The following is a 26,076-nucleotide window of genomic DNA, read 5'->3' as shown; positions in this document are numbered from 1 at the left end:
CAAGCGAGATTGATTATTGATAATGAAATTATTTGAATTCTACTGTAGCACCAGCTTCAGTTAGTTTTGCTTTAAGTTCTTCAGCTTCGTTTTTTGAAACATTTTCTTTAACAGTTGCTGGAAGTGCAGAAACTAATTTGTTTGCATCCATTAGAGCTAATCCTAAAGTTTCTTTAACAACTTTAACAATAGCTAATTTTTTACCATTGTCAGCTGTAATAACAACGTTTACAGTTGATTTTTCTTCAGAAGCTTCAGCAGCAGCAGGAGCAGCGGCAACAGCAACAGCTGATGGGTCAATTCCAAATTCTTCTTTCATTGCTTCAACTAATTCCATAACTTCTTTAATTGACATTTCTTTTAAAGCAGAAATAAATGTGTCTTTTTCTAATTTAGCCATAATATTTTTCCTTTCAATTATTAATTTAAATTAATTATTCACTTTCTTTTTCACTGTAAAGTTTTAAAGAAAGGGATAGTTGTTGTAAAGGCGCGATAAGTGAACGTGCAAGAATTCCAAGTGCTTCTTCATAGTTTGGTAAAGTAGCAACCTCAGCAACTCCTTTAGCATCAATAACTTTGCCTTCAAAGATACCAGCTTTTAATACTAATAATTTATTTGTTTTAGCAAATTTGTGTAGAACTTTAGCAGCAGCTAACTCATCTTCGTTGCTAAATGCAAAAATGTTTGGTCCTACTAAGTGGTCAGCTAGTGCTTCATAACCTGTGCCTTCAAGCGCATACTTAACAATACGGTTTTTGAAAACAACTAGTTCGATGCCAACTTTTTTAGCTTCAACACGTAATTGTGTTAAATCTTGAACTGTTAAACCACGATACTCAGCAACAACAAGTGCTTTAGCTTTTGATAACTTAGAAGCTATTTCTTTGCTTAGTTCTTTTTTAGCTAATTTAAATTTTGATTCTTTAAATTGCATAAAGGTGTCCCCCCTTTCATAATTAATAATGCAATACCTAATGATTAAATGACAATGTAGAATATACACTCGGTAACAAATTAAGCTTTCACAGTTACTGTCTTTATGTATTGCATAAGAAATTATAAACTAAGATAAATATTTATATATTTATAAAAAAATATTTTTTTGAATAGACTTTACTATTGAATTGGGAAAATAAATAAAAAAATTAATTCAAAATACTTAATTTATAATTATTATATGAAACAAAAATTTACTCAATTTTGACAATACATACTTGAAAATGAATATATAACATTGCTCACTCACAAAAACCCAGATGGCGATACTATTGGATCGTCGATTGCGCTAAGGGAAATAATTTTACTAAATAGCAAAAAAACAAAACAAGTGGAAATATCAGGAGGGGATTGTCCGCGGAATCTTGAATTTTTATTCCCAAATAAATTGGACTTAGTGGATAAAGATTTTTTTGATAAATCATTAAAAATTGTGGTTGATACTTGCAATAAAAAACGAGTTTTCGATCAAAGAGTTGAACCTATTCATTCATTAAAATTTGATCATCACCCTGAGGAAGACCAATTTATGTTTGGGATTGGAGGTGATTATTGGCCCGCCACTGGTCAATTGTTGGCAGAAATGGTTATTGAGTTAAATTTAAAAGTTAATCAATTAGCTTTACAAGCCATGACCATTGCAATATTAACAGACACAAATAATTTCACTGAGCGAAATATAAGTTCAAAAACATTTGATGTTATGTCCTGAATTATGACAAAAGGTGTTGATTATAAAAAAGCAATTAACAGCATTAAATTAAATAACGAAGAAAAGCAAATAATCCATAATACTATTTCAACAATTAAAACTGAGGGAATTGTAAGTTACATTATTAGTGAAAAAATCATTTCAAATGATATAGTAAGACCTTTAGTTAATCAATTTTTAAATATATCAAATTCAGAAGTTAATTTAGCTGTTCTTAAAGATAAAAGAGGATTATACCGTTGTTCAATTAGGTCAACATCAAGCTTTGATGTCAATGAAATTGCTAAAATATTTGGCGGAGGTGGGCACCATAATTCTTCCGGATTTATTCTAAATTCAATTGAAGAAGTAAAAAATGTTCTTGAGATAATTAACGCAAAAAAATAAAGCAATCGCTTTATTTTTTTGATAACTTTTCTTCTTGTAACCTAATTATATTTTTTAGGTCTTTTAATTCTTTAAATGTTAAGTCTCGGTAAGTGCCTTCTGGCATTGTCTCTACATTTATATTAGCATAACTAACTCTTTTAAGATTTATTACTTTTCTACCTAATGCTTCAAAAAGTTTTTTAACATGATGGTATGAACCGACATTCAATGTAACAAGGTAACTTTTGTTTTCTATTTGGTCAACTATTTGATTTGATATTTTACCGTTTACAACTATTCCTGAATTCAATTGGTTAAATTGTTTTAGTGTTAGAGGTTCATCAATTCTTGCACGATATGTTCTAGGAATTTCATACTTTGGATGAGTTAGTTTATTAACAATTTCTAAATCATTAGTTAAAATCAAGGTACCAGTTGTATTGTAATCTAGTCTGCCAACTGGAACAACTCTATAATCATTAGGCACTAAATCAACAACGGTTTGACGATTAAATTGGTCTTTAAGGCTAGTTATTGTTTTTTTTGGTTTATTTAGAACATAGTAAACTAATTTATTATTCACTAAATCTATTTTTTTATTATTGACATAAATTGCATCGTTTATAGTTGCTTTATCTCCAAGTTGTGCAACCTTTCCATTCACTCTAACCTTGCCATTTTCAATCAATTTTTCAGCTTCTCTTCGAGAGTATTTGCCAGATTGCGCTATTAATTTTTGAATTCTTTCATTTACCATACTAATTCATCCATTTTTTATATATTTCTAATTGATTTTCGTCAAAAACAACACCTTTATCTAAATTATATTCGTAGTTAGTTTTAACAACTTCTTTAAACCCTAATTCAAGGTCTTCAAGACAAAGTTTTCTCAACTTTTGAACACCTTTAAAAGCTCTGCCATCACAAATTTTATCTGCAATAAATAAAATTTTATCCAAGACAGTCAAATTAAGATCTAGTGTTGTATGAACTTTGATTGCTTGAATTATATCTAGATCATTGATCCTATAAATGTGTTCAACCCATAGTGAACCACACACTTGATGAAGTTTATGACGAGGATAGATTTGTTTATCAAACCCGTTTAGACCAAAACTACTGATAAATTCCCTTGCATTTTCTTCAGGAACTTCCTTACAAATATCATGAAATAAACCAGCATAATATCCTTGATTATAGCTCAGTCCATGCACTTTTGCAAGTTTTCCAGCAAATTCAGCAGCAGCAACAGAATGTTTTGCTCTTAAAGCACTTAAAATCGAGTGTATTATTTCTTTTGCATAAAGTTTATTTTCACCAATATATTTATTAACATTTTCATTAGTGTAACTTAAATTTCCTCTTCTAACTGATGTTGAAGATTCTTCATAAATTGGGTTTTTTAAGGTTAAAATTTTAAATTTTTTAACATTATTTTTATCGATTTTAGTTGAACGCTTAAATGCAACAAACTGTGCAGATTGTGTCATTTCTTCGATGAATTCTCACTTATGCAACGTAGGTAAACAATCAGAACCTAAGATAAAGAATAATTCATCTTTAGGATGTTTGTTTTTAAAATATCTAATTGTTTCATAAGTGTAGCTGATTCCACCTTTTTTTGTTTCGAATTCCGAAACTTCAAAATTTTCACCACAACTACTTATTGCTAATTTAATCATATTTATTCTGTGCTCTGATGATTCATTTTTTTGCTTCTTTTTAAATGGGTTTGTTGCTGCTGGAATAAATATTAATTTGTCTAATTTCAATTCATTATAGGCAAATTGGGCAATTTTTATATGGCCATTATGAATTGGATTAAAGCTACCCCCAAACAAAGCTATTCTCATTTTTTACCCCTTTTTCATATCTTCGCTAAGATATCTATTTTGAATGTTTTCCTTAGTTTTATTTCTAACAAATTCATCACCAGTTTTAATAACTTTTTTATTCATTTTTGAATTTATATCTTTTATTATATTTTTTAATTTATTAGAATTGTCAATATTTTCATCTTCAAATAAGCTAATTTTTTTAGAAACATCAAACTCATTTACAAGTCTTGAAAGTTTAACCCCAACTCCACGTATATATTCTTCATTAAATAATTGATTAAAAAGAATTCTAGCTTTTTCATAAATAAAATTTAAATCATTTGTTGGATAATCAAGTGTTATTTGTTTTCTTGTTCAAACTCTATTTGTTGAGCGAACTGAAACAGTAATAACATATCCTAATGCATTGCGATTGTAGGCTCTTAATGCAACTTTTTGACACAAATTATAGATAATTTTGTAAATTTGGTCTCGCTCGTCAAGATCAATTGACATAAAAGTTAACTCGTTAGAAATTGATTTTAAGTCATTGTGTTCATAATTTAAATTATCTGAACTTATGCCTCGCGACTGGTTTATAAAAAAAATAGTTTGAGATCTTCAAATATTGAATAAATCATGGTCAAATTTATTTGATGATGCCAGTTTTCCAATGGTAGTTATGCCGATATCTTTAAGTTTTCGAGCGGTTGATTTTCCTATTCCGAAATATTCGCTTATATCCAAAGGTCAAATTTTGGTTGGTATATCATTGAATTTTGTGTACATAATTCCAAAAGGTTTTGCCAAACCTGTTGTCATTTTGGCCATAAATTTGTTATGTGAAATTCCAATTGATATTGGTATTCTAAACTTATTTTTAATTTCTAATTGCATTTTTTTAGCAAGTAAAACCGCATTATCTTCATTGCAAATATCACTAACATCCATTCAGCATTCGTCAATTGAATATACTTCGATATTTTTTGAATAATTTTCCGCCAAAAAATCGAATATTTTGTTAGATAAATTTATATAAAGATCAAAATTGGGTTCAATAAATATTGTGTTTGGCTCAACTTCTAATATCTTATAAATAGGCCAACCTGTTTTAGCTCCCTTATTTTTTAATTCATAACTGATTGAAGAGGCAATAGATCTTTTTAATTTTTTATTACTAATTGCAATTGGTTTTCCGTCATATTGAGGATTTAAAACTCTGTGCGCGCTTGCGAAGTATGAATCAAAATCAATATGAAAAATTATTTTACTCATTAACAATCTTTTCTTTTAAAACGCTTGACATCATAGTTGCACAATAAAAGCGGTTCGGATGGTCTAATACATTTTTAAAAATAGATAATTTACCTAATTTTTCTTCAATTTTATCATCTCCGCCATTACTTAAAAAATTTTCATAAACGTTTATTATTTCAATGATTTCGGAAATTTTTCTACCATTCACTAACTCGATGAATATGTCGGTTGAAGCAATCATAAATGCACAACCCTTGCCTTCGAAAAATAAGTCAACAACTTTATCATCCTTTATTGAAAAATTAAATTTCAAATAATCAGCGCAGGCTTGACCATGTTTTTCAAAATATTCCCCATTTAATTCTTTTTTGTTAATTGGATTCACATAATGAGACATTATAATTTCTCTTCTTTGATTTTGATTATATGACAATGAAATCACCTCCATTATTTAAAGCTTCAACAAGTCTTTTGATATCTTTTTTATTATTATATATTCCTAAAGATACTCTTACATACGAATTCTCATTATATATATTTTTTAAATAATGAGCACAGAAAACACCGGAGCGAACATAAATATTTTGAGTACCTAAATAATGCGCAACATCGTGTGAATCATGCTGCTTAATATTAAATAAAACAATGTGATCGCCTGGTTTAGAATACACTTCAATATTTTTTACTTTTTTCAATATTTTATGAGTGTAATTAGACAAATCTCTAATTATTTTATTTGTCTTTTCATAACCAATATTTTGATTAAAAAATGTTAAAGCTGCATCAAACATATGTAAACCAGCAAAGTTTGCAGTGCCAGGTTCAAATCCTTCAATAGAGTTGTTTTGGATTCAATTACAATCTTTAGCAATCCCTAAAACTGAACCACCGCCATAAATATTAGGAGATAGTTTTTTAAGTAAATTATTTTTGACTGCTAAAACCCCAACTCCCGTAGGCCCATAAAATTTATTTGCGCTAAACGCAACAACATCAGCATTTTGCATCGACACTTGTTCATTAACTATCGCTTGTGCAGCGTCATTTACAACAATGGCATTATATTTTTGAGCTTTTGCATAAATTTCATTTAAATCAAAATCGATATGAAAATTATTTGTTATTTGGCTAAGTGCAATAATTTTCGTATTTTTATTAATATCCTCAATGATATTTTGCGAAACTTTTATTGTTGCATTTTTTAATTTAGCAACTTCTATTCAAGGAATAAAGTTTGAAGAATGATTATGTGCAGATAATAAAATCTCATCACCTTTTTCAATAGAATTTGAATACATTTGGGCGAAATTATTTAAAGAAGCTGTAGTTCCGCTTGTAAAAATTATTGATGTTTCCTCTAAATTTGTCAATAAAAGTTTCGAAACTTTTTGACGAAGATTTTTAATTAGTAAATCATTTTTTATTCCAAGTGGCGAATTAGATGTTCTAACACTTACTGAGTAATTTTTATAAAAATTATTCACCGCTTTAATTGCATCATTTGGCTTTAAAACCAGTGCAGCACTGTCTAAATAAACAATTTTTTTAGCCATTGGAAATTGATTGCGAAGGTGTTTCATAACTTAATTTTATTGCAAAATTGAAAACTGCCATTTATTTGCAAAAAAAATTCAATTTTCTTCTTCTATATTTAATATTTTATTGTATAGTTAATTTATACCGATTGAGCTGTGTCGCTCAAACGATATAATATTCGGTTCGACGAATAAAAATCCAGTAAAAAAATCCCGTTAACGATTTAGCATTGCTAAAGTAAAAATTGAGGAGAAAACAATGAGACAAACAACTATTGTTAATAGAGAAAACGCAAACAAAAAATGATACGTTGTTGATGCAGAAGGACAAGTTTTAGGTCGTCTAGCTGCTACAGTGGCATCAATTCTAAGAGGAAAAAACAAACCAACATTTACCCCTAATGCTGACATGGGTGATTATGTAATTGTTATAAATGCTGAAAAAGTTGTACTTACAGCAAATAAAGAAGAAGATAAAATTTACTACCACCACTCAGGTTACCCAGGTGGGCTAAAAAGTATTACTGCCGGAAAATTAAGAGTTAAAAAACCAACTGCATTAGTTCAAAAAGCAGTTGCCGGTATGTTACCTCATACAAAATTAGGTAACAAACAAATTAAAAACCTATTTGTTTATGCAGGCCCAGAACACAAGCACGCTGCACAACAACCAGAAAGTCTAGAGGTAAAATAATATGGCTACTAAAAATGTTATTGAATATCGTGGTTTAGGACGTCGTAAAAGTTCTACAGCTCGTGTTATCTTAAGACCTGGAAAAGGTAAATTTGTTATCAACCGTCGTGACGCAAGAGAATATTTAGCTTCTGACTTATTTATTCAAGATGCTGAACAACCACTAGTTTTAACTGACACAAAAGGAACATTTGACATTACAGTTAATGTTCGTGGTGGTGGACTAAGTGGCCAAGCCGGAGCAATTCGTTTAGGAATTTCTCGTGCATTATTACTTGCAAGTGACTCATACAGAGCTAAATTAAAACCAGCGGGAATGTTAACTCGTGATGCACGTGTTAAAGAACGTAAAAAACCTGGTCTTCGTAAAGCTCGTCGTTCACGTCAATTCTCAAAACGTTAATTTTATTTTTTTATATCAAAATTAAAAAGTTGCGGTATAATATTGCCGCAACATATATGCGAGCGTAGCTCAGCTGGTTAGAGCACACGACTGATAATCGTGAGGTCGATGGTTCAAGTCCATTCGTTCGCACCATTTCATTAAATTGACCAATAAGCGTAAGCTTATTTTTTATTTCTATATGATAAATAATTTATAATTAAAACTATGAAATCTAATATAAATATTGAATGTAATTTCATAGAATTGTTACAAACCCTAAATATCAATAATGGTGAAGAATATACTCATAAAATAATTGATTCTGGTAAAAATCGTGTTGAAATTATTTACTCAAAAAATGCCTCAACAAATTGGCTAGAAGAAAACAATATTGAGTTAGCGTTTTTGATAAAAGGTGAAGCAAAAATATTAGATAGCAATAATAAAATATATAACCTAAAGCAGGGCGATTGTTTAAGGATAAATTCAAATCAACGCCATAAAGTTTTAAATACAAGCACTGATTCAATTTGAATTGCAATTCATTTGGAGGAAAATAATGATTAAACAAGTTAAAAAATTAATAATACCAGCAGCAGGTTGAGGCACAAGATTTCTACCTATGACTAAAATAGTGCACAAAGAGTTAGTTCCAATTTTAAATAGACCATCTCTTGATTTACTTGTTGATGAAGCACTAGATTCAGGCATTAATGAAATAATTTTAATAATTAGTGAAAGAAAAAAAGACATTATCAAGCTTTTTGAAGTTAATGATGCTCTAGAAGATGAGCTTAAGTCAAAAAATAAAATTAAGCTACTTGAAAAAGTACAAAAAACCAACAGAATAGCAAACATAAAATTTATTTACCAAAAAGAACAAAACGGTTTAGGTCATGCTTTGGCACAAGCTAAAGACATAATCGGTGACGAACCATTCGCAATAATTTTAGGTGACGACTTAATCAAGTCAGAAATTCCAGCTACAAAACAACTTATTGATTTTTACAACAAAACAGGACAAAATATTCTTGGTGTTCAAAGTGTTTCTGATGAAAATGTTCACAAATATGGTATTGTAAATCCTAAAAACACAGACGAAAGAAACAATAAAGAATTTGAAATTATTGGAGCAGTAGAAAAACCAGAATTAAAAGACGCACCAAGCAAAAAAGCTATTTTAGGACGTTATGTTTTCAATCCTGAAATTTTACAAATTCTTTCGAAAATTGAATATGATGGTAAAAATGAAATTCAAGTTGTAGATGCTTTTGATAAACTAATGAATGAATATCAACAAAAAATTTATGCAGTAGAATTTGAAGGCAAAAGATATGACTTGGGTTCAATAGAAGGTTTTGTTGAGGCTACGATTGATTATGCATTAGATAACGATGAAATCGGTAATAAAACCTTAAATTACATTAAAAATATTATTAAGGAGAGATAATGAATAAAAAATTATTATTTTCAGTAAGTGCATTAGTTTCACTTTCACCACTTGTATTATCAGCGGGATGTAGCAAAAAAACAAACGAGCAAAAATATCTTGATGAACTAATATTCAATGCAGAACAAATGTATAAAAATGCTAATTCAGAAAAGCATTCACAAAATAGTGAATTGAAGACTGAATCAGAAAAACTAATACCAATTATCAACGAAACAAAATCGGTTGCATCAAAAAAAGATGTTAAATCCGACGAAATCAAAACCGCTACAGATAAATTAGTCAAAGCTGTTTTGGAATTTCAACCAAAATTAGATTTAGCCAATAAAAAAATATATTTATCAAATGCTAAAGAAAATCTATCAAAAAGAATTAATCCAACTCAATCTGAGGAAGAAAAACAAGAAATTAATAAATATATTTCTGATATTGATGAGTTAATAAAATCAAACAACCTTGAAAAAATAACTACACTAATTAACAAAATTAAAAGTCGTTTCTTTTAATTATTGTAACCAAATTATAGGAACAAATGTTCCTATTTTTTGTTGTAAAATTTAACTATGAATAAAGCAACAAAACTATTCTCTAATGAATGAATTTCGGTTTTCAAATCAGATAAAGGATTTACATATTGTCAAAGAAAAAGCATTGATTCTATTGCAGCATTATTATTCAGAAAAAATGGTGAAAATCTTGAATTTTTAATACATTATCAGCCCTTGCCGGAAATTAAAGAAAAGAAATATTGAGATGAATCATATGCATGTCCTATCACAGGCAGTATTGAAGAAAAACAAAGTCCTATAGATTGTTGCATAAATGAAGTAAAAGAAGAAGCTGGATTTTACATAAATGAGTCAAATATAAAACAAATGGTAAAAAATATCGCTACCACACAAATGAATGAAAAGGTGTTTAATTTCTTGGTTGATGTAAGTGGATTAAATGAAAATGAACCCACAACGGATGGTTCGATATTCGAAAAAGTTGCATACAACAAGTGGGTTTCAAGACAAGAATTAGAGAATATTTTAGAAAATCAATTCACTCTTAGTTCACTTCACACACTATATTTATTATTTATTAAAAAAAATCACGTAAAAATATAATTAATGAATATATTTATCTAAAATTTCAAGAAAAATTATTAAAATTTCAATGATTTTTCAATGAAATAATCGAATTTATTTTCTACATAACTGTTTTTTGATTGCCGACAACAAATAATCTATTTATTTAAAATTAATAAATTTTAATATATAATAGAAAAGCAAAAAAACGGAACAGTACTCAAGTGGCTGAAGAGGCGGTCCTGCTAAGACTGTAGGGGTGGCAACACCCGCGGAAGTTCAAATCTTCTCTGTTCCGCCATTTTTTTTATTTTAATTTTTATAAGTTATTCACATATTTATTAAAATTTATTAACAAATAATGGAGGTAATATGACTAAAAGTGAAGCTTTAAATTATAAGGGCTTATCAAGCAAACAAGTTGATGAATTAAAACAAAAACATGGACTTAACACACTAATGAGAAATAAAAAAGTAAATCCTGTTGTTGCCTTTTTTAAACAATTTATTGATCCGATGATTATTTTGTTAATTATTGGTGCTTCAATTTCATTGGGATTAGCAATTTATGAACACGTTAGTGGTGAAAAAAAAGGAATAGATATTTTAATCGGGTACATTGAGCCATTTATCATTGTTTTAGTAATTATTTTAAATTCAATGCTTGGCGCTTATCAAGAAGTAAAATCTGACCGTGCTGTAAGGGCGCTTGAAAAAATGAATGAGTCATTTACTAGTGTAATGCGCGATGGTAGAATCCAAAAAATCAAATCAACAGAGCTTGTTCCTGGTGATTTAATTCTTTTAGCCGCAGGAGACACAATAAATGCCGATTGCAGAATTATTGACGCAACTAATTTAATGGTTGTTGAATCTTCATTAACTGGTGAAAACTTAGCAATTAACAAAATTGAAAACTGAGATGCCACTGACAATGCAATATTAGCTGAAAATAAACATTTACTATACTCAAGTACATATGTAACTAATGGGAAAGCATTAGCAATTGTTGTTGCGACAGGGGTTAATACCGAAATTGGTAAAATAAATGAATTAATTCAAAAACAAGGAGCAACAACAACTCCACTTCAATACAAACTGAACAAATTAAGTAAATGATTCGGAATCAGCGGAGTAGTCTTATTATTTGTTAGCTTGATAACACAAATATTATTAAATAATATTAGTGCTGGGTGAAATAGACCTGATGTCTATACACAAGCAACTGTTACAGCTATTAGTTTAGCAGTAGCTGCAATTCCAGAAGGTCTGCTAACCTTTACAACTGTCTTGCTGACAGTTGGGGTAAAAAACTTAACAAAAGAAAAAGCTTTAGTCAAAAATTTACTTGCAGTCGAAACATTAGGTTCAACCTCAATTATTTGTACCGATAAAACTGGTACGCTTACAGAAAATAAAATGAAGGTTATTGACTTGTATGACTTTCAAACAAACTCAATATTTACAGTTAAAAATAATAAGCAAAATTTTGAAAAAATAACAACATTTGTAACACTATGCAATGACGCATTTATTCATTTTAATAAAGAAAAAGGCGAATTTGAAGAAGTTGGTGATCCAACTGAAACAGGAATGTTGCGTTATGCTTTTGATAATCAAATAACAAAAGAATCATTGAAAAACGAATTCAAAATTATAACTTCATTGCCATTTGACAGTGACAGAAAAATGCACTCAGTTCTTGTCCAAAATAACAACAAAAAATTCATGATAACCAAGGGCGCTCCAGATATTATCATTGAAAAATCAAACAACATTGACAAGGAAAAAGTTCTATCAATTAATAATAGTTGGTCCGAGAAATCTTACAGAGTTATTGCCGTAGCGGTTAAAGAAATTAACTCAGAAAATATTAATTTTAACGACGAGAATGACTTTGAATTTGTAGGTTTAATTGCACTTGTTGACCCTCCTAGAGCAAATGTAAAAGAAAGTGTTTTAGCCGCTAAAAACGCAGGAATCAAAACAGTTATGATTACTGGCGACCATATTGTAACCGCTAAAGCAATTGCAAGTCAATTAGGTATTTATAACGATGGTGATTTATGCATAACTGGTAGCCAACTTGCACAAATGAGTGAAAAAGAACTTGCTGAAAAAGTTACCAAAATTTCAGTTTATGCAAGAGTTAACCCAGAAGACAAACTAAGAATTGTTAAAGCTTGACAATCTCATGAAAAAGTTGTTGCAATGACTGGCGATGGTGTAAATGATGCGCCTGCTTTAAAAGTTTCTGATATTGGTTGTGCTATGGGTATAACTGGAACTGATGTTTCTAAACAAGCAGCTGATTTGATTTTAGTTGACGATAATTTTAATACTATTGTTAGTGCAGTTAAAAATGGCCGTTCAACATTTGATAAAATCAAAACAATAATTATGAATTTACTTGTTTCATCTCTTGTTGAAATTATTGTGATGATGCTTGGAATGATTGTATTTTTCTTTGCATACAAAGGAAAATACGAACAATTTTACATTTTTGGCGCAAGTCAATTATTGTGAATTAACTTAGTGTCTCATGGTTTACCTGCGATTGCACTTGGATTTGTAAATAGTGACAAAGACGTTATGAATAGAAATCCATTCAATAAAAAAGAATCAATTTTTGCAAGAGGAATGGGTATAACACTGATTTGGCAATCACTTTTATTAAGTCTTGCAACATTAATTTCATACACAATTGGAGCCGAATATGCCATTGCAAATAACTTAGAATTTGCACAAACAGCTTCAACATGTGGCTTTATAACTCTTGGTTTAGCATGCGGAATAAACACAATCAACTTTATGTCTGAAAAATCAATTTTTATCTCATCAATTAAAAAATATTGATTAGTATGAGCAGCAATTATATTCTCTGGTAGCACAATTTTGATTGTTTCACTTGTACCCCAAATAGCTCAAGTATTTCGGATGACCGACATAACCAAACATTGAAAACTAATTGTATCATCATTATCATTAGGACTAATTTTAGTTGTTGCCAATGAAGCGCTAAAATTTACCAAATGAATTGGAAATATATTGAAAAAAAAGCAAAGCTAGTCATTAAGTTTTGCTTTTTTATTAATAATTATTTTGTTCTAAAATGTCAGCAGCAAATTCTACATTTGCAACATCATTATTTGCATAACCTTCTTTAGCTTGTTTATACAAATCAATTCAAATTTGTTCGCGTTGCGAATCTTCAACATTTTCATCAAGATAAACTGTACTTTTAATAGCTTGGAAAAGAGGGTCATTCTCCATTTCGCTTGAAATTAGAGATTGCGCCCCATTTCTATCGTTGAATATTGCCCGGCAAACATCAGTAGCAATATTTGCAAGCATTTGATTAAACTTTTTAGTACCTTCTTCTGTATAAACTTGATAAGGGTTTTTTTGTGAATATTGAACTAAATTAACATTTGAACGCAATTTATCCATCACATTAATATGGTTTTGTCAATATCTATCAGAAACACTTAAAACTATTTGCTTTTCGCAATATTGAACCATATTTTCTGCTGTTTTTTCATTGTAAATTTGTCTTCATTTTTTATACTTATTTAATAATTCATTATTTAAGAAATCTTGCATGTCATTTTCATGAATTTTAGAAAGCGACTCTAATTCAAATTTATCTCTAACACCTTTTCCCAAAAATTCATCATTTAAATAAGAAAATAGTTTTTCATAAATAAATGTGCCAGTTTTATTCAAAAACATTGGATTATGAACAATTGTATTTACAGCATTTTTCAACATTCTTTCAATAATAAAGCCTAAGTCGTCATGAACAAGAATCAAGTCACGTTGTGCATAAAACAAGTCACGTTGCTGTCTAATCACATCATCGTAATGAAGCACACTTTTACGTGAATCGTAGTTGAAGCCTTCAATTTTTTTCTGTGCTTCAACAAATCCTTTTACAAGCGATTTTGAAGTAATTTCGCTATCACCTTTATCAGCAAATTGCTCTTTAAATTCTTCATAATTAGAGAAACGACGCATTAATTGATCATCTAATGAAACATAAAATTTAGAAACTCCAGGATCCCCTTGACGCCCACTACGTCCACGCAGCTGATTATCAATACGGCGAGACTCAGCTCGATCGGTACCAATGACATATAAACCACCTAATTCTTTTGCTTCTTGTGACAATTTAATGTCTGTACCACGCCCAGCCATGTTTGTAGCAATTGTAACTGATTTAACTTGACCTGCGTTAGCAATTATTTCTGCTTCTGATGCATTTTGTTTAGCATTCAATACTGTGTGTGGAATCATTGCTTGTGATAAAAAGTAATGCAAAATTTCTGAATCTTCAATTTGTGCAGTACCAACTAAAACTGGTTGGCCTTTTTCATATAATTCTTTAATTTTTTCAGTAACTGCTTCTCATTTTCCTTTTGCGGTTGCGAAAATTGAGTCTTCTAAATCTTTACGAATAACTGGTCTATTGGTTGGAACTACATTTACACGCATGTTGTAAATGTCAATGAATTCTTGTTCTTCAGTTTTTGCAGTACCTGTCATACCACATAATTTAGTAAACATACGGAAGAAGTTTTGGTAAGTAATTGTTGCCAGTGTTTTTGTTTCACTTTCAATTTCAACACCTGCACAAGCTTGAATTGCTTGTTGTAAACCTTCAGAATATGCTCTACCTTCCATTATACGGCCTGTAAATGCATCAACTAACTCGATCTTGCCATCACGAACTATATATTCAACATTTTCGCGCATAACTTTGTGGGCGCGAAGTGAATTTTGAATTCTATGAACCATTTCTGAATTTTCAAAATGGTACAAATTATCAAAACCAAAAAATGCATTGGCTTTTTTAATACCACTATAAGTCAACGAAATTGCCTTTGATTCTTCGTCAATTTCATAATCATCTTCAACTAGTGTTCTAACAAATCTATCAGCCATAAAGTATTCACTAGTGTCTTCACCTTCACCACCAGAAATTATCAATGGAGTTTTTGCTTCGTCAATTAAAATTGAGTCAGCTTCGTCAATTAAACAGAAATTTAAGCCTCTTTGAACTTTTTCGCCAACTGATTCAGCCATATTATCACGTAAATAATCAAAACCTAGTTCAGAGTGCACTGAATAGGTGATGTCAGCAGCGTAAGCTGCTCGTTTTTCAGCTGGATCCATTTGTGCTTTATTAATTCCAACAGTTAAACCAAGTCAATTAAATACTTCACCCATTTCAATAGCATCACGCTCAGAAAGATATTCGTTTACTGTTGATACAATAGCTCCTTTGCCTTCAAGAGCATTTAAATAAACAGGTGCGATTGATGTAATTGTTTTACCTTCACCAGTTTTCATTTCAGCCACCGATGCTAAATCAAGTAAAACGCCACCAAGCATTTGCACATCATAAGGACGCTTGCCAAGCACTCTTTTTGTTGCTTCTCTTGAAACAGCAAAAACCTCAGCTCGCATTGATTCCAAACTCTCACCATTCGCAATACGAGATTTAAACTGCAAGGTTTTATTTTTTAAATCATCATCAGACAATTTTTGAATGATTTTTTCATAATCATTGATTTTTTTCAATGTTTTTTCAGCTATACGCATTTCAGTAGACTTAAATTCAAATAACTTCATAATGCAATTTTACATTAAAAATGTATTAATATTAAATTTAATATTAAAAAGCCAAAACAGAAACTAGCGGCTGTTTTTGGCTTTTAATTTGTCATTTCATTTTTCAACTTGTAATCTTACTTTTTCTTTTTCATACATTGATTTTGTGCGATAAACATAGTCAATTATAGATTCACCTAGACCATTTTGCTCAACGTCTGCAGCAAAAAGCACACATTTACTTTTTACACTTTGCGGAGCATTATCCATTACATACCCAAAACCAACTATATTTAACATTGATAAATCATTTTCACTATCCCCAATTGCCATTGTATTTTTTATATCGGTATTAAAAATGTTTTCACACAAAAATTGTGCGGCATCTCCTTTTGAAACCTGTTTTGCTGTAATTTCAATATGACTTGATAATTTAACCATTTCAATTGGTAAATTTAATTCATCAATATCATTTTTAATCTGTTCCATTGAATTGTTATTGTCTAAAATTTCTAACTTTAAAACACGTTTTATAGAATGATTGGTAAAATCCCAATCTCTGAAATCATAAAAATCTATATAAAAATCAATGGTTGATTTAGAAGCATTGAATAGACCGTATTTATCAAGAGAATTTCAATAAATTGCAGCATTATATTTGTTGCAAATATTTAAAATTTTTGTCAATGAATCTTCATCAATAAATGAATAAAACAAGTATTTTTCATCTTGTAAATCTAAAATTTCCGCTCCATTTGAACATATGATATATCTGGTTTTCAACTCATTGGCTAAATCTTTAATTTTTGGAAGAGCGGGGTTCCCGGTAGCTAAAACAAATTCAATTCCATCATTGTGCGAATCTAAAATACTTTTTTTTGTTTCATCGCTCAACACTCTATTAGAAAATGGATAAATAGTACCATCAATATCGCTAAAAATAATTCTTTTAAATTGTTTAGTCATCTAGATTAAAGGTTCTTCATTCATTTCTTTTGGAATTTGAATTCCCATGTATTTTAAAATAGTTGGAGCTATATTTGCCAGTTTACCATCTTCAAGTTTTAGAGTTTTATCAGTTGAAACAAGCATTACTGGATTGTCTGTATGTTTTGTGGCTGGGCCGCCTTTATTATCAATCATGACTTCAGAATTTCCATGGTCAGCTGTAATAAATACAGTAACATCATTTTCACTCGCTCAATCTATAACCCTTTTGATTTGAAAATCTAAAAATTCAATTGCTTCAATTGTTGCATTTAAAACGCCAGTGTGACCAACCATGTCAGGGTTTGCATAATTCATAATAGTTAAATCATTTTTAAGCCCATGTTCAATAAGCTTGTCAGTGATTTCTTTTGCACTCATTTTTGGGGCTAAATCGTAAGTTTTAACCTTCAAAGAATCAACCATAATTCTTGTTGAATTCTCATAAATAACATCAACACCACCATCCATAAAATAAGTAACATGTGAATATTTTTGTGTTTCTGCTAATCTCAATTGTTTTAAATTATTTTGACTAATAACAGCACCAATTGGGTTTTCAACTTTCATCTCTTCTATTGCAACTTTTGATTCAATTCCTTCATATTTCATCATAGAAATAAAATCTTCAAGTTGAACACGATTTGTTGGATTGTAATCAAATAATGATGAGCCAATTAAACAATGAGAAAGTTGTCTTGCTCTATCCGGTCTAAAATTAAAGAAAATAACTGAATCATTATTTGTTATAAACTTACCTTTTTCATTTATTGCAGGAACAATAAATTCATCTGTTACATTTTGACCATATGAATCATTAATATATTGAATTACGTCAAAAAATTTGTTTTTAGATTCTCCTAATAATGCATCAAAATGTAATTGAACACGATCAAACATTTTATCTCTATCCATTCCATAATAACGTCCACCAATTGATGAAATTGTGTAACCATATCTATTAGTTAAATCACTTAATTTTTCCAATGAACTAATCAATGATTTAGGAGCAACATCACGACCATCACCTATTACGTGTATTGACACATCTTTTAGACCAGATTCATTTGCAAGTTCAATCAACTCAAAAAGATGATCTTGGTGGGAATGCACACCCCCATCACTCAATAAACCTACTAAATGAAGTGTTTTTTTATTATTTTTTACTTTTTTTATTGCATCTAAAAATATTTGATTTTTCTTGAAATCACCTGTTTTTATTGAGTGATTTATCAAACTCAATCCTGTGTAAACAACTCTGCCGGCGCCGATATTTAAATGCCCCACCTCAGAGTTGCCCATTTGACCCTCTGGAAGACCTACATATTGACCAGAAGCTTGAATTTTTGAATTAGGATAATCGCTTAATAATTTGTCAAAAGTTGGTGTTTTTGCCAATTCAAAAGCGTTACCTTCATATTTTTTACCAAGGCCTAATCCGTCAATAACAATTAAAACTGTTTTTTTCATATTATCCTTTCAGAAATTTATATTTTAATTTTATATTTTTTAACTTTTTTTAATAATATTTCAATGAAATATTGATTGCTTAAAGATATTTAAATTTCCAAGCTAAATAACGTAATTTTGAAAATTTGTTTTAAATATTAAATAAATAATTAATTATCAATATAATAATATTAATTATATGTGGAGGTGGTGTGTATAAGGCTTTATATAGAAAATATCGACCAAGAAATTTTGATGAAGTTGTTGGGCAACAACACATTGTTCAAACATTAAAAAACATTATACTTAGCAACAAAATTAGCCACGCATACCTATTTTCGGGCCCTCGTGGCGTTGGTAAAACATCAGTAGCTAAAATTTTTGCCTCAACACTAAATTGTGGCCATGGATTAGAACTAACATTTGTTTGTGAACAATGTTTAAAAATTAGTGATAAAAACTTTGACATCATTGAAATGGATGCAGCTTCAAATAATGGTGTTGATGATATAAGAAGTTTGAATGAAAAGATACAAAATATGCCGGCAAACGGCAAATTTAAAATTTATGTAATTGATGAAGTTCATATGCTTAGCAAGGGTGCTTTCAATGCATTGCTTAAAACTCTTGAGGAACCCCCAGCACACGTTATATTTATACTTGCAACAACTGATCCTCAAAAAATTCCATTAACAATTCTTTCTCGTGTTCAAAGATATAATTTTAGAAAAATACCTACTCAAACAATTATTGAACAGCTGCAAAAGGTTTTAAATTCGGAAAATATTACATATGATGAGGATTCTCTGGGTTATATTGCTAGATTATCTAATGGAGGGATGCGTGATGCATTGTCAATTGCTGATCAAGCATTAGCATATGGTAATGGACACATAAAAATTCAAGACATATCTTATGCATTTGGAATTTCAGCAAATGAAAATTTAATAACTATTCTTAATAATTTATATGTTGGAAATGTAAAAGATATTATTTTGCTTATTGATGAACTAAAAAATGCTGGGCTTGATTCTAAACATCTAATTGACGGATTAATTGGAGTTCTAAAAGATTTCGTTATTTTAAATAGAACGTCAGATGTTCATCTTATTGAATTATTAACTCAAAAAGACATTGAATTATTGCAATTTAATTATGATTTTGCATTAAAAACAATTGATAAATTGTACAAACTTGCCAAAGATTTGATTTATTCAGATTCTCAATTTCAACTTATTGAATTATCATTACTCAAAATTGCAAGCGAACAAAATTCCAAACAATTAAATGAACCCAAAACCATCGAAAATGATACAAAAAAGGATACTCAAGTTATGAAACCAAGAAAAACTCCTACTAACACAGTTAAAATTGCTCTTGAGCAAAGCCAAGAATTCATGATCGAATTGAATGACAATTTAGGCGATGCTCAGACAATCAATGATGATTTATTGACATTTGATGGTTTTGATGCTGAAGATTCATTAATTTCGACATCCGAATTTAATTTTGAAGAAGACAACACACAACAAAAAAATAAAAAATCTTCTTTATTCCCAAAATTCGACGATAGCTACTCTGGATTTAATTCCTTTACTGAAACATATTCTGACTCAGAGTTGATGAATGCTTTCGCTTTGTCAACAAGAGAAGAAATATCTAGAGTAGAAACTGCTTTTGAATTTATTTTTAATAACAACGATGATAAATATTCAGACATTGTTTTAGCACTTAAAAACGTTAAAGTTTATGCAGCAGGTGAAAAATTTATTGTTTTAGGTGCATCAAAAGTTTCAATATTTCCTGAGCTAAATTACCTTGAAAAAATTAAAACTAATTTTAGTTTCCAAGAATTATTGAAAACATATTTAGGTGAATACAAAAACTTATTCATCATTAGTGATTTAAGAAGATATAAAGAAATTGGCAATAAATTTATTGAAAAAGTCAATGCTGGCGGCTTTGAAACATATAAATTTAATGATGTAAATGTTGATAAAAATCAGTCACCAACAGCAAAATTATTTGAAGATTTAACCAATATTTAGGAGATTAAAATGGACCAAAACATGCTAAGAAAAATGCAAAAATTACAAAAAGAACTTGAAGCAAAAACTGAAGAGTTTATGGAAATGGAATTCAAAGAAGAAAAACATGGACTGGAAGTTATTGCTAAAGGAAGTAAGAGAATTGAGTCAATTAATATTAAGGACACAGACCTTTTAGATCCAGAAGATCCTGAAACATTAGCAGACTTAATGAAAATTGTAATTAACTCATTATTCGCTAGAATCGATGAAGAACAAGAAAAGCTAATGCCACAAATGCCAGGCGGATTTGGCTTCTAATGAAAATAAAAACTATTCAAGATACAATTGAAACTCTTTCAAAAATACCTGGGATTAGTAAAAAACAAGCCGAAAAAATAAGTTGATATTTTATCAACCAAGGTGAAGATGAAACAAAAAAAGTAATTAATTCATTGAATAATATCTGTCAAAATATTAAATACTGTGAAAATTGCAATTTCATTAAGGAAAATGAAAAGTGTCTAAATTGTGATGACATTTTAAAAATCAATTCATTAATGATTGTTGAAAGCCCTACAACCCTTAACAAAATTGATGATTTAGGTATATTTCATGGCCACTATTATGTTTTGCCTTATTTAATGAAGCTTAAAAATAAATTTGAATCAGAAAACTATGATTATCCAGGTCTTGTTGAATACATTAAACAACATCAATTCGAGGAAGTAATTGTTGTTATTTCGCCATCCCTTGAGGGAGAAATAACAACAACCAAACTCCTGAATTTAATCCAAAACTTGAACATTAAAGTCAGTCGTGCAGCCATTGGAATACCAATGGGTGCAAACCTAGACTACTTAGATGCATTCACAATAAAACAAGCAATAAACAACAGAAATAATAAGGGGTAATAATGTTTATAACTTTTGAAGGTCCAGACGCGAGCGGGAAAACCACAATATTAAACAAATTAATTGATTTTTTGAATAAAAATTACCCTGAAATTGAATTTATTACAACCCGCGAACCAGGCGGAAAACACTTAGTTGAGGCTGAAAAAATTAGGGAAATTATTTTGAACAAAGATTCAATACTTAGCCCCGAAGCTGAAGCTATTTTGTATTCCGCAAGCAGAAGAATACATCTTGATAGAGTTGTAATTCCAGCTCTTTCTGAACAGAAATTAGTTATTTGCGACAGATATGTAGACAGTTTCTACGCATATCAAGGATATGCACGAGGGCTAGGCCTAGACTACGTAAAAGCAATGACAAATTTAGTTATCAATGGTTTAATGCCAGATATAACAGTATTTTTTAATATCACCCCTGAACAAAGCAAGGCTCGCATGAATCAGGAACGTTTAATAGAGCAGCATGATAGATTGGACTGTGAAGGCGATAATTTTCATAGAAAAGTTTACAATGGCTATCTAGATTTAATAAATCAGGACCCAAAAAGATTTTTAATTATAAATGCAAACCAAAGCATAGAAGAAGTATTTTCAGACTTAAAACAACAACTATTTTCAAACCAAAAATTCATTAATTTTCTTAAAAATAAGGGTATAAATGTTAGCGAATAATTTAACCAAAATTATTGATAATTCGATTCAATCGGGAAAAATAAGTCACTGTTACTTGCTTGATATTAACAACAATGAATATTTGGATGATAATCTTTTGTATATGGTTAACTCATTTTTAAACACAAACTTTAAAAATATCGATGAAATTACAATTCCAAATGTAATAATTGCCGATGGCATCAAAGAATCAGATAAAAACCTCTCAAAAAGCCATATTATAGAAATATTTGAAAAAAGCTCATTTTCCAATAATAACACAACAGATAAACAAATAATAATATTTAAAAATATTGAGTATGCGTCAAATGTAGCTCTTAATTCACTTCTTAAAACCATAGAAGAACCCTACAGTAACACCATCTTTATTTTAACTACAACAAATCAAAAAGCTTTACTTCCAACAATTAAATCTAGAGCATTCATAATAAAAATAAACATTAATAAAAAAACAATAAGTATTGATAAATTAATAAAAAATAATATTGAAGAAAATGAAGCAAAACTTTATATTGAGATTACTGACTCAATTCAAAAAATTTTGCAAAATAGACACCTTTTTAACTTGGAAAAAATCAATCAATTTATCTCATTATTTCTTGATTCATTTAAAAATAAATACCTTTTAGGAATGTTTCTTGCAACATTAAATAAAAAAGATACACACAGTGAAGTTGAGTTTTATTTAAAACTGTTTCAATTTTTGTGCACATTAAGTTGAAGCAATAATTCATATAACCAAATTTTGAATAAAAAAATTGATACTTTAATAAAGAAAAATTTTAAATTCGCTGACGCATTTACACTTATTAACGAATATTTTGCTAAAAAGAATGATAATACCAATGTTTTTTTAGCAATTCAATCACTAATTGTTCAATTATTGGAGTGTTATGAGTAAATTATTCATTGTCGGTACACCGATTGGCAATCTAAACGATATAACATTTAGAGCTCTTGAAACCCTACGAAATTGTGACTTAATAGCTTGTGAAGATACTCGTGTAACTAAAAAACTCCTAAATCATTTTAACATTCAAAAAAAGCTTATTTCATACTCAAAAATTAATGAGGCAAAATCTGCCGAATACATTGTAAATATATTGAAATCCGAAAATTTAAATATTGCACTTGTTTCCGACGCTGGGATGCCTTTAATTTCAGATCCTGGTTTTGATTTAATAAAATTAGCAAGATTAAATGATATTAAAATTGAGATTATACCGGGGGTTAATGCAGCAATCAGTGCTTTTGCTTTATCTGGCTTATCATCAACATTTGTTTTTCATGGATTCCCAAAAGAGCGCAGCGGGCAAAGAAAAGAGCAATTAACAAACCTTGATGACAAAAACGCTCATATTTTTTACATTTCGCCTCATAAAATCGATTTATTTTTGAATGATATCGAAAATATTTGAGGCGAAAAATGTGAATTATTTTTAGCAAGAGAATTGACTAAAATACACGAATCACAATATTATGGAACAATTTTTGACATTAAAAACCAACTAAAAAACGACCCAAATAAAGGAGAGTTTACAGTGGTTATTAAAATCAAAGAAAGTCAACGCACAAAAGTAAATAAATATGCTAAATTTTCTAAATTCAATAATTAAATATTGATTTATGTGTGTATAATAACAATACTAAATGTATCGTTATTTTTTTATTAATAATTTGGAGGAATATGAATAATATTAACTTTTTTGCATTAGGTGGTCTTGATGAAAACGGAAAAAATTGTTACGTACTAGAATTCAACAACAAAATATTCATAATTAATGCCGGAACAAAAGTACCGATAAATTCAAAAAATGGTGTTGATACATTGATCCCCGATTTTTCTTATCTTGAAAAACACAAAGACAGAATCGTTGGAATTTTTATAAGCGATGTTAAAAACGAAACATTCTCTGCGCTGCCTTGATTAATAATGCACATACCGAATTTAAATATTTATACTTCTTCATTCAATAAAGTAATGATTTTGGATAGAATATCAAAATATAATATTCAAAATAAAGATTTCAAAGTTAATGTCATTAATAAAACAACAAATTTTGGAGACATATTTATTTCACCAATTGAACTAGCAGGCTCAATGCCTGGTCACATAGGTTTTAATTTTATAACCAGAGATGGTGATATTCTATTTATGTCAAATTTTGTCGAAGGTGATTTGGGAATCTATGGAAAACTACAATTCGAACACCTAAAAAGAAGTTTTACAAAACGTAAATTAATTGCGCTTGTTGTTGATGCTGGTAGGGCTAATTATTCTGGTAGAGCAGTAGAAAAAATTAAACTGCCTGCTTCAATTAAAGATGTTTTTATGAGTGCTAAAGCAAATGAAAGAATCATTATTGGTGCCTATGATGAAGAGATGGTTTCAATACACCAAATACTTGATTTAGCAAAGCAAACGAATCGACCAATAATAACATATGGTAAAACATATGGTCAATTATTCTCACTAATGCGACAAGAACACGGAGATGTTGAATTCCCTGAATTAATTGACTATCGCCTTGCCAATAAAACTGATAATGCTGTAATATTGGTCACTGGCTCAATTGAAAGACTATACTCTCGTTTTTTAAGAATAACTGACAATAATGATGTTTTTCTAAAACTTAAACCAACTGATAATGTAATTATGATTGCTCCCCCAGTAGCGGGTTTAGAAAGTATTGCCGCTGTTTCACTTGATGATATTTCAAGAATAACGCCAAAAATTGCTGATGTAACTAACAAAGAATTTTATAGACACCGGCCAGCGCGACAAGACCTAATTAATTTAGTTAACACATTGCGTCCAGGATACGTTATCCCTGTCCAAGGTTTGTATAGATATTTATCTGATGCTGCTAAATATATAAGAAAAGAAGCAAATTATAAAGAAGAAAATTGCTTAATTTTGCAAAATGGTAAAATTGCTCATTTTATTGATGGCAAATTATCTAGCACTAGTGGCAAAATTAAGGAAATTGGGGATGTGATAATTGATGGATACGGAATCGGCGATATTAGTACTGAGGTTATTGCTGAGCGTGAGGTTCTTGGGCGTGATGGAGTAATTATTATCACAGCTAATTTTGATCCAACTATTAAAAAGATTACTGGAAAGGTACATATAAATATTGTTGGTTCTTTATCAAAAAATGATAAAAAAGAAGCGGAAAACTTAATTTTAAGAACTATTGCTTCAGTGCTTGATGATGAAGTTTTTGAAGGACTAAAAGATTTTCAAAATCGTACTCGCCAAGTTTTGAGAAAAAGAATTTTTAAAGTATTTAATAAAGAACCATTAATTATTGTTTCTCTAATTACAAACTAAAAAAAGCCGTCTGGCTTTTTTTGTTTTCAATTTAGAAATGAATTGATTGGTAAATTATTTAGCTCTTGAATTCTTAGTTTTTTCTCTAAAATTATATGGTAATGAATTATCATTTTTAATAATATCAATGTAATAATTCACTAATTTATTTTTGAAAAAATATTGATTTGTTTTTTCCTTTTCAACAACTGTTTCAAGTGCTTCATAAACCATTTTTTTAACTTCATCAGGGTATTGGTACTTAACTGAATTAGTTAAAAATTCATCGCGATCTACAACAGTAAAAGGTTTATTTGGATAACATTTAATGTCTAAGTCAAAGTCTATAAACTTAATGGTGTTATCTTCATAAATTGGATTAGATGCTAAATTGATATAAATATAGTTATGTCTTTTCTTGAGCATAATTAATGCATTAAAATTTTCATTTTTAGGCATAAACCAAATTACTGGTTCCCTGTACATTCAAGATGTCTTTTCAGTTTCAGCAACTTTTGTTTTATACATAAACAAAACGAAATGGTCTTCAGTATTTCTAATGACTTTTACACCATTTCACTGTCTATACAAATATCCATTATATTTGTATGCTTGAACATTCACGATTGCGCCTAAAAGAGGAAACATTATCTCTTTATTTTTATTTTTTGGCATATATACCTTCCACGCATAAGCGTCTATTATTATTGATAAGAACAATCGTATTTTTTTATCAATAATTAAATTATAAGGTTGAATGGCATTATCAATTATTTTTTTGTTAAATTTACCATAAAATGCCAT

The 26,076-nt window shown here is 29.5% G+C and carries 26 protein-coding genes and 2 tRNA genes; 17 read left to right on the top strand and 11 right to left on the bottom strand.

Annotated elements, in window-relative coordinates; genetic code table 4:
- Positions 1–28: 28 nt before the first annotated feature.
- Complete coding sequence (rplL, locus tag EXC34_RS00690; RefSeq protein ID WP_004420340.1) at positions 29–400, bottom strand: 50S ribosomal protein L7/L12; 372 nt, start codon at positions 398–400, stop codon at positions 29–31.
- 34 nt (positions 401–434) lie between these two features.
- On the bottom strand, positions 435–938 hold the full coding sequence (gene rplJ / locus EXC34_RS00685; RefSeq protein ID WP_129687486.1) for a 50S ribosomal protein L10: 504 nt from the start codon (positions 936–938) through the stop codon (positions 435–437).
- A 243-nt stretch (positions 939–1,181) separates the two neighbouring features.
- On the opposite strand from rplJ, the gene EXC34_RS00680 reads away from it, so the two are divergent.
- Positions 1,182–2,099 (top strand): DHH family phosphoesterase, encoded by a 918-nt coding sequence (locus tag EXC34_RS00680; protein WP_129687485.1) that lies wholly within the window; start codon positions 1,182–1,184, stop codon positions 2,097–2,099.
- Between the two features lie 10 nt (positions 2,100–2,109).
- Here the strand turns inward: EXC34_RS00680 and EXC34_RS00675 are convergent, their stop codons facing one another.
- From EXC34_RS00675 to EXC34_RS00655, 5 genes are read right to left on the bottom strand one after another with little or no spacing between them, the layout of a single operon-like run.
- Entirely contained in the window at positions 2,110–2,838 is a 729-nt protein-coding gene (locus tag EXC34_RS00675; protein WP_129687484.1) for a pseudouridine synthase, read from the bottom strand.
- A 1-nt stretch (position 2,839) separates the two neighbouring features.
- Complete coding sequence (locus tag EXC34_RS00670; protein ID WP_129687483.1) at positions 2,840–3,934, bottom strand: nicotinate-nucleotide adenylyltransferase; 1,095 nt, start codon at positions 3,932–3,934, stop codon at positions 2,840–2,842.
- 3 nt (positions 3,935–3,937) lie between these two features.
- Positions 3,938–5,173 (bottom strand): Y-family DNA polymerase, encoded by a 1,236-nt coding sequence (locus tag EXC34_RS00665; RefSeq protein ID WP_129687482.1) that lies wholly within the window; start codon positions 5,171–5,173, stop codon positions 3,938–3,940.
- On the bottom strand, positions 5,166–5,588 hold the full coding sequence (locus tag EXC34_RS00660) for an iron-sulfur cluster assembly scaffold protein (RefSeq protein WP_165001204.1): 423 nt from the start codon (positions 5,586–5,588) through the stop codon (positions 5,166–5,168). The genes EXC34_RS00665 and EXC34_RS00660 overlap by 8 nt, the downstream gene beginning before the upstream one ends.
- On the bottom strand, positions 5,578–6,735 hold the full coding sequence (locus EXC34_RS00655; RefSeq protein ID WP_129687480.1) for an aminotransferase class V-fold PLP-dependent enzyme: 1,158 nt from the start codon (positions 6,733–6,735) through the stop codon (positions 5,578–5,580). Before EXC34_RS00655 ends, EXC34_RS00660 begins: the two co-directional genes overlap by 11 nt.
- Before the next feature lie 214 nt (positions 6,736–6,949).
- On the opposite strand from EXC34_RS00655, the gene rplM reads away from it, so the two are divergent.
- The 9 genes from rplM to EXC34_RS00610 all read left to right on the top strand — a co-directional run bounded on the left by rplM (position 6,950) and on the right by EXC34_RS00610 (position 13,361).
- Positions 6,950–7,384, top strand: coding sequence for a 50S ribosomal protein L13 (gene rplM, locus EXC34_RS00650; protein WP_004420427.1), 435 nt, complete (start codon positions 6,950–6,952; stop codon positions 7,382–7,384).
- A 1-nt stretch (position 7,385) separates the two neighbouring features.
- Positions 7,386–7,787, top strand: coding sequence for a 30S ribosomal protein S9 (rpsI, locus tag EXC34_RS00645; RefSeq protein WP_004420430.1), 402 nt, complete (start codon positions 7,386–7,388; stop codon positions 7,785–7,787).
- A gap of 58 nt (positions 7,788–7,845) precedes the next feature.
- Positions 7,846–7,922 (top strand) — tRNA-Ile (locus tag EXC34_RS00640).
- 72 nt (positions 7,923–7,994) lie between these two features.
- On the top strand, positions 7,995–8,336 hold the full coding sequence (locus tag EXC34_RS00635; RefSeq protein ID WP_129687479.1) for a cupin domain-containing protein: 342 nt from the start codon (positions 7,995–7,997) through the stop codon (positions 8,334–8,336).
- Positions 8,329–9,219 (top strand): UTP--glucose-1-phosphate uridylyltransferase, encoded by an 891-nt coding sequence (locus EXC34_RS00630; RefSeq protein WP_129687478.1) that lies wholly within the window; start codon positions 8,329–8,331, stop codon positions 9,217–9,219. The genes EXC34_RS00635 and EXC34_RS00630 overlap by 8 nt, the downstream gene beginning before the upstream one ends.
- Positions 9,219–9,725 (top strand): hypothetical protein, encoded by a 507-nt coding sequence (locus EXC34_RS00625; protein ID WP_129687477.1) that lies wholly within the window; start codon positions 9,219–9,221, stop codon positions 9,723–9,725. Before EXC34_RS00630 ends, EXC34_RS00625 begins: the two co-directional genes overlap by 1 nt.
- 57 nt (positions 9,726–9,782) lie before the next feature.
- Positions 9,783–10,331 carry an NUDIX domain-containing protein gene (locus tag EXC34_RS00620; RefSeq protein ID WP_129687476.1) on the top strand — a complete coding sequence of 183 codons (549 nt, stop codon included), beginning with the start codon at positions 9,783–9,785 and terminating at the stop codon, positions 10,329–10,331.
- A 171-nt stretch (positions 10,332–10,502) separates the two neighbouring features.
- Positions 10,503–10,593: transfer RNA gene (locus tag EXC34_RS00615), tRNA-Ser, on the top strand.
- A 71-nt stretch (positions 10,594–10,664) separates the two neighbouring features.
- Positions 10,665–13,361 carry a cation-translocating P-type ATPase gene (locus tag EXC34_RS00610; RefSeq protein WP_129687475.1) on the top strand — a complete coding sequence of 899 codons (2,697 nt, stop codon included), beginning with the start codon at positions 10,665–10,667 and terminating at the stop codon, positions 13,359–13,361.
- Positions 13,362–13,382: 21 nt separating this feature from the next.
- Here the strand turns inward: EXC34_RS00610 and secA are convergent, their stop codons facing one another.
- The 3 genes from secA to gpmI all read right to left on the bottom strand — a co-directional run bounded on the left by secA (position 13,383) and on the right by gpmI (position 18,362).
- A complete protein-coding gene (gene secA, locus EXC34_RS00605; RefSeq protein ID WP_129687474.1) occupies positions 13,383–15,926 on the bottom strand; it encodes a preprotein translocase subunit SecA in 2,544 nt (847 codons plus the stop codon).
- A 63-nt stretch (positions 15,927–15,989) separates the two neighbouring features.
- Complete coding sequence (locus EXC34_RS00600) at positions 15,990–16,871, bottom strand: Cof-type HAD-IIB family hydrolase (RefSeq protein ID WP_129687473.1); 882 nt, start codon at positions 16,869–16,871, stop codon at positions 15,990–15,992.
- On the bottom strand, positions 16,872–18,362 hold the full coding sequence (gene gpmI / locus EXC34_RS00595) for a 2,3-bisphosphoglycerate-independent phosphoglycerate mutase (protein WP_129687472.1): 1,491 nt from the start codon (positions 18,360–18,362) through the stop codon (positions 16,872–16,874).
- 191 nt (positions 18,363–18,553) lie between these two features.
- On the opposite strand from gpmI, the gene dnaX reads away from it, so the two are divergent.
- The 7 genes from dnaX to EXC34_RS00560 all read left to right on the top strand — a co-directional run bounded on the left by dnaX (position 18,554) and on the right by EXC34_RS00560 (position 25,293).
- Entirely contained in the window at positions 18,554–20,389 is a 1,836-nt protein-coding gene (gene dnaX / locus EXC34_RS00590) for a DNA polymerase III subunit gamma/tau (RefSeq protein WP_165001203.1), read from the top strand.
- Between the two features lie 9 nt (positions 20,390–20,398).
- The gene (locus EXC34_RS00585; protein WP_129687470.1) at positions 20,399–20,689 is read left to right on the top strand and encodes a YbaB/EbfC family nucleoid-associated protein; all 291 of its coding nucleotides are present in this window, start codon (positions 20,399–20,401) and stop codon (positions 20,687–20,689) included.
- On the top strand, positions 20,689–21,282 hold the full coding sequence (locus EXC34_RS00580; protein ID WP_129687469.1) for a toprim domain-containing protein: 594 nt from the start codon (positions 20,689–20,691) through the stop codon (positions 21,280–21,282). The genes EXC34_RS00585 and EXC34_RS00580 overlap by 1 nt, the downstream gene beginning before the upstream one ends.
- A gap of 2 nt (positions 21,283–21,284) precedes the next feature.
- Positions 21,285–21,956, top strand: coding sequence for a dTMP kinase (gene tmk, locus EXC34_RS00575; RefSeq protein ID WP_129687468.1), 672 nt, complete (start codon positions 21,285–21,287; stop codon positions 21,954–21,956).
- On the top strand, positions 21,943–22,857 hold the full coding sequence (locus EXC34_RS00570) for a hypothetical protein (RefSeq protein ID WP_129687467.1): 915 nt from the start codon (positions 21,943–21,945) through the stop codon (positions 22,855–22,857). Before tmk ends, EXC34_RS00570 begins: the two co-directional genes overlap by 14 nt.
- Complete coding sequence (gene rsmI / locus EXC34_RS00565; protein WP_129687466.1) at positions 22,850–23,572, top strand: 16S rRNA (cytidine(1402)-2'-O)-methyltransferase; 723 nt, start codon at positions 22,850–22,852, stop codon at positions 23,570–23,572. The genes EXC34_RS00570 and rsmI overlap by 8 nt, the downstream gene beginning before the upstream one ends.
- A gap of 71 nt (positions 23,573–23,643) precedes the next feature.
- Positions 23,644–25,293, top strand: coding sequence for an MBL fold metallo-hydrolase RNA specificity domain-containing protein (locus EXC34_RS00560; RefSeq protein WP_129687465.1), 1,650 nt, complete (start codon positions 23,644–23,646; stop codon positions 25,291–25,293).
- 54 nt (positions 25,294–25,347) lie between these two features.
- On the opposite strand, the gene EXC34_RS00555 is transcribed toward EXC34_RS00560, so the two are convergent.
- Positions 25,348–26,076, bottom strand: coding sequence for a DUF402 domain-containing protein (locus tag EXC34_RS00555; protein ID WP_246003938.1), 729 nt, complete (start codon positions 26,074–26,076; stop codon positions 25,348–25,350).

The organism is Mycoplasmopsis bovigenitalium (genome assembly GCF_900660525.1).
GTDB lineage: Bacteria > Bacillota_I > Bacilli_A > Mycoplasmatales > Metamycoplasmataceae > Mycoplasmopsis > Mycoplasmopsis bovigenitalium.
The sequence above is the reverse complement of the archived record's forward strand: the minus strand, read 5'-3'. Positions and strand labels throughout refer to the sequence as shown.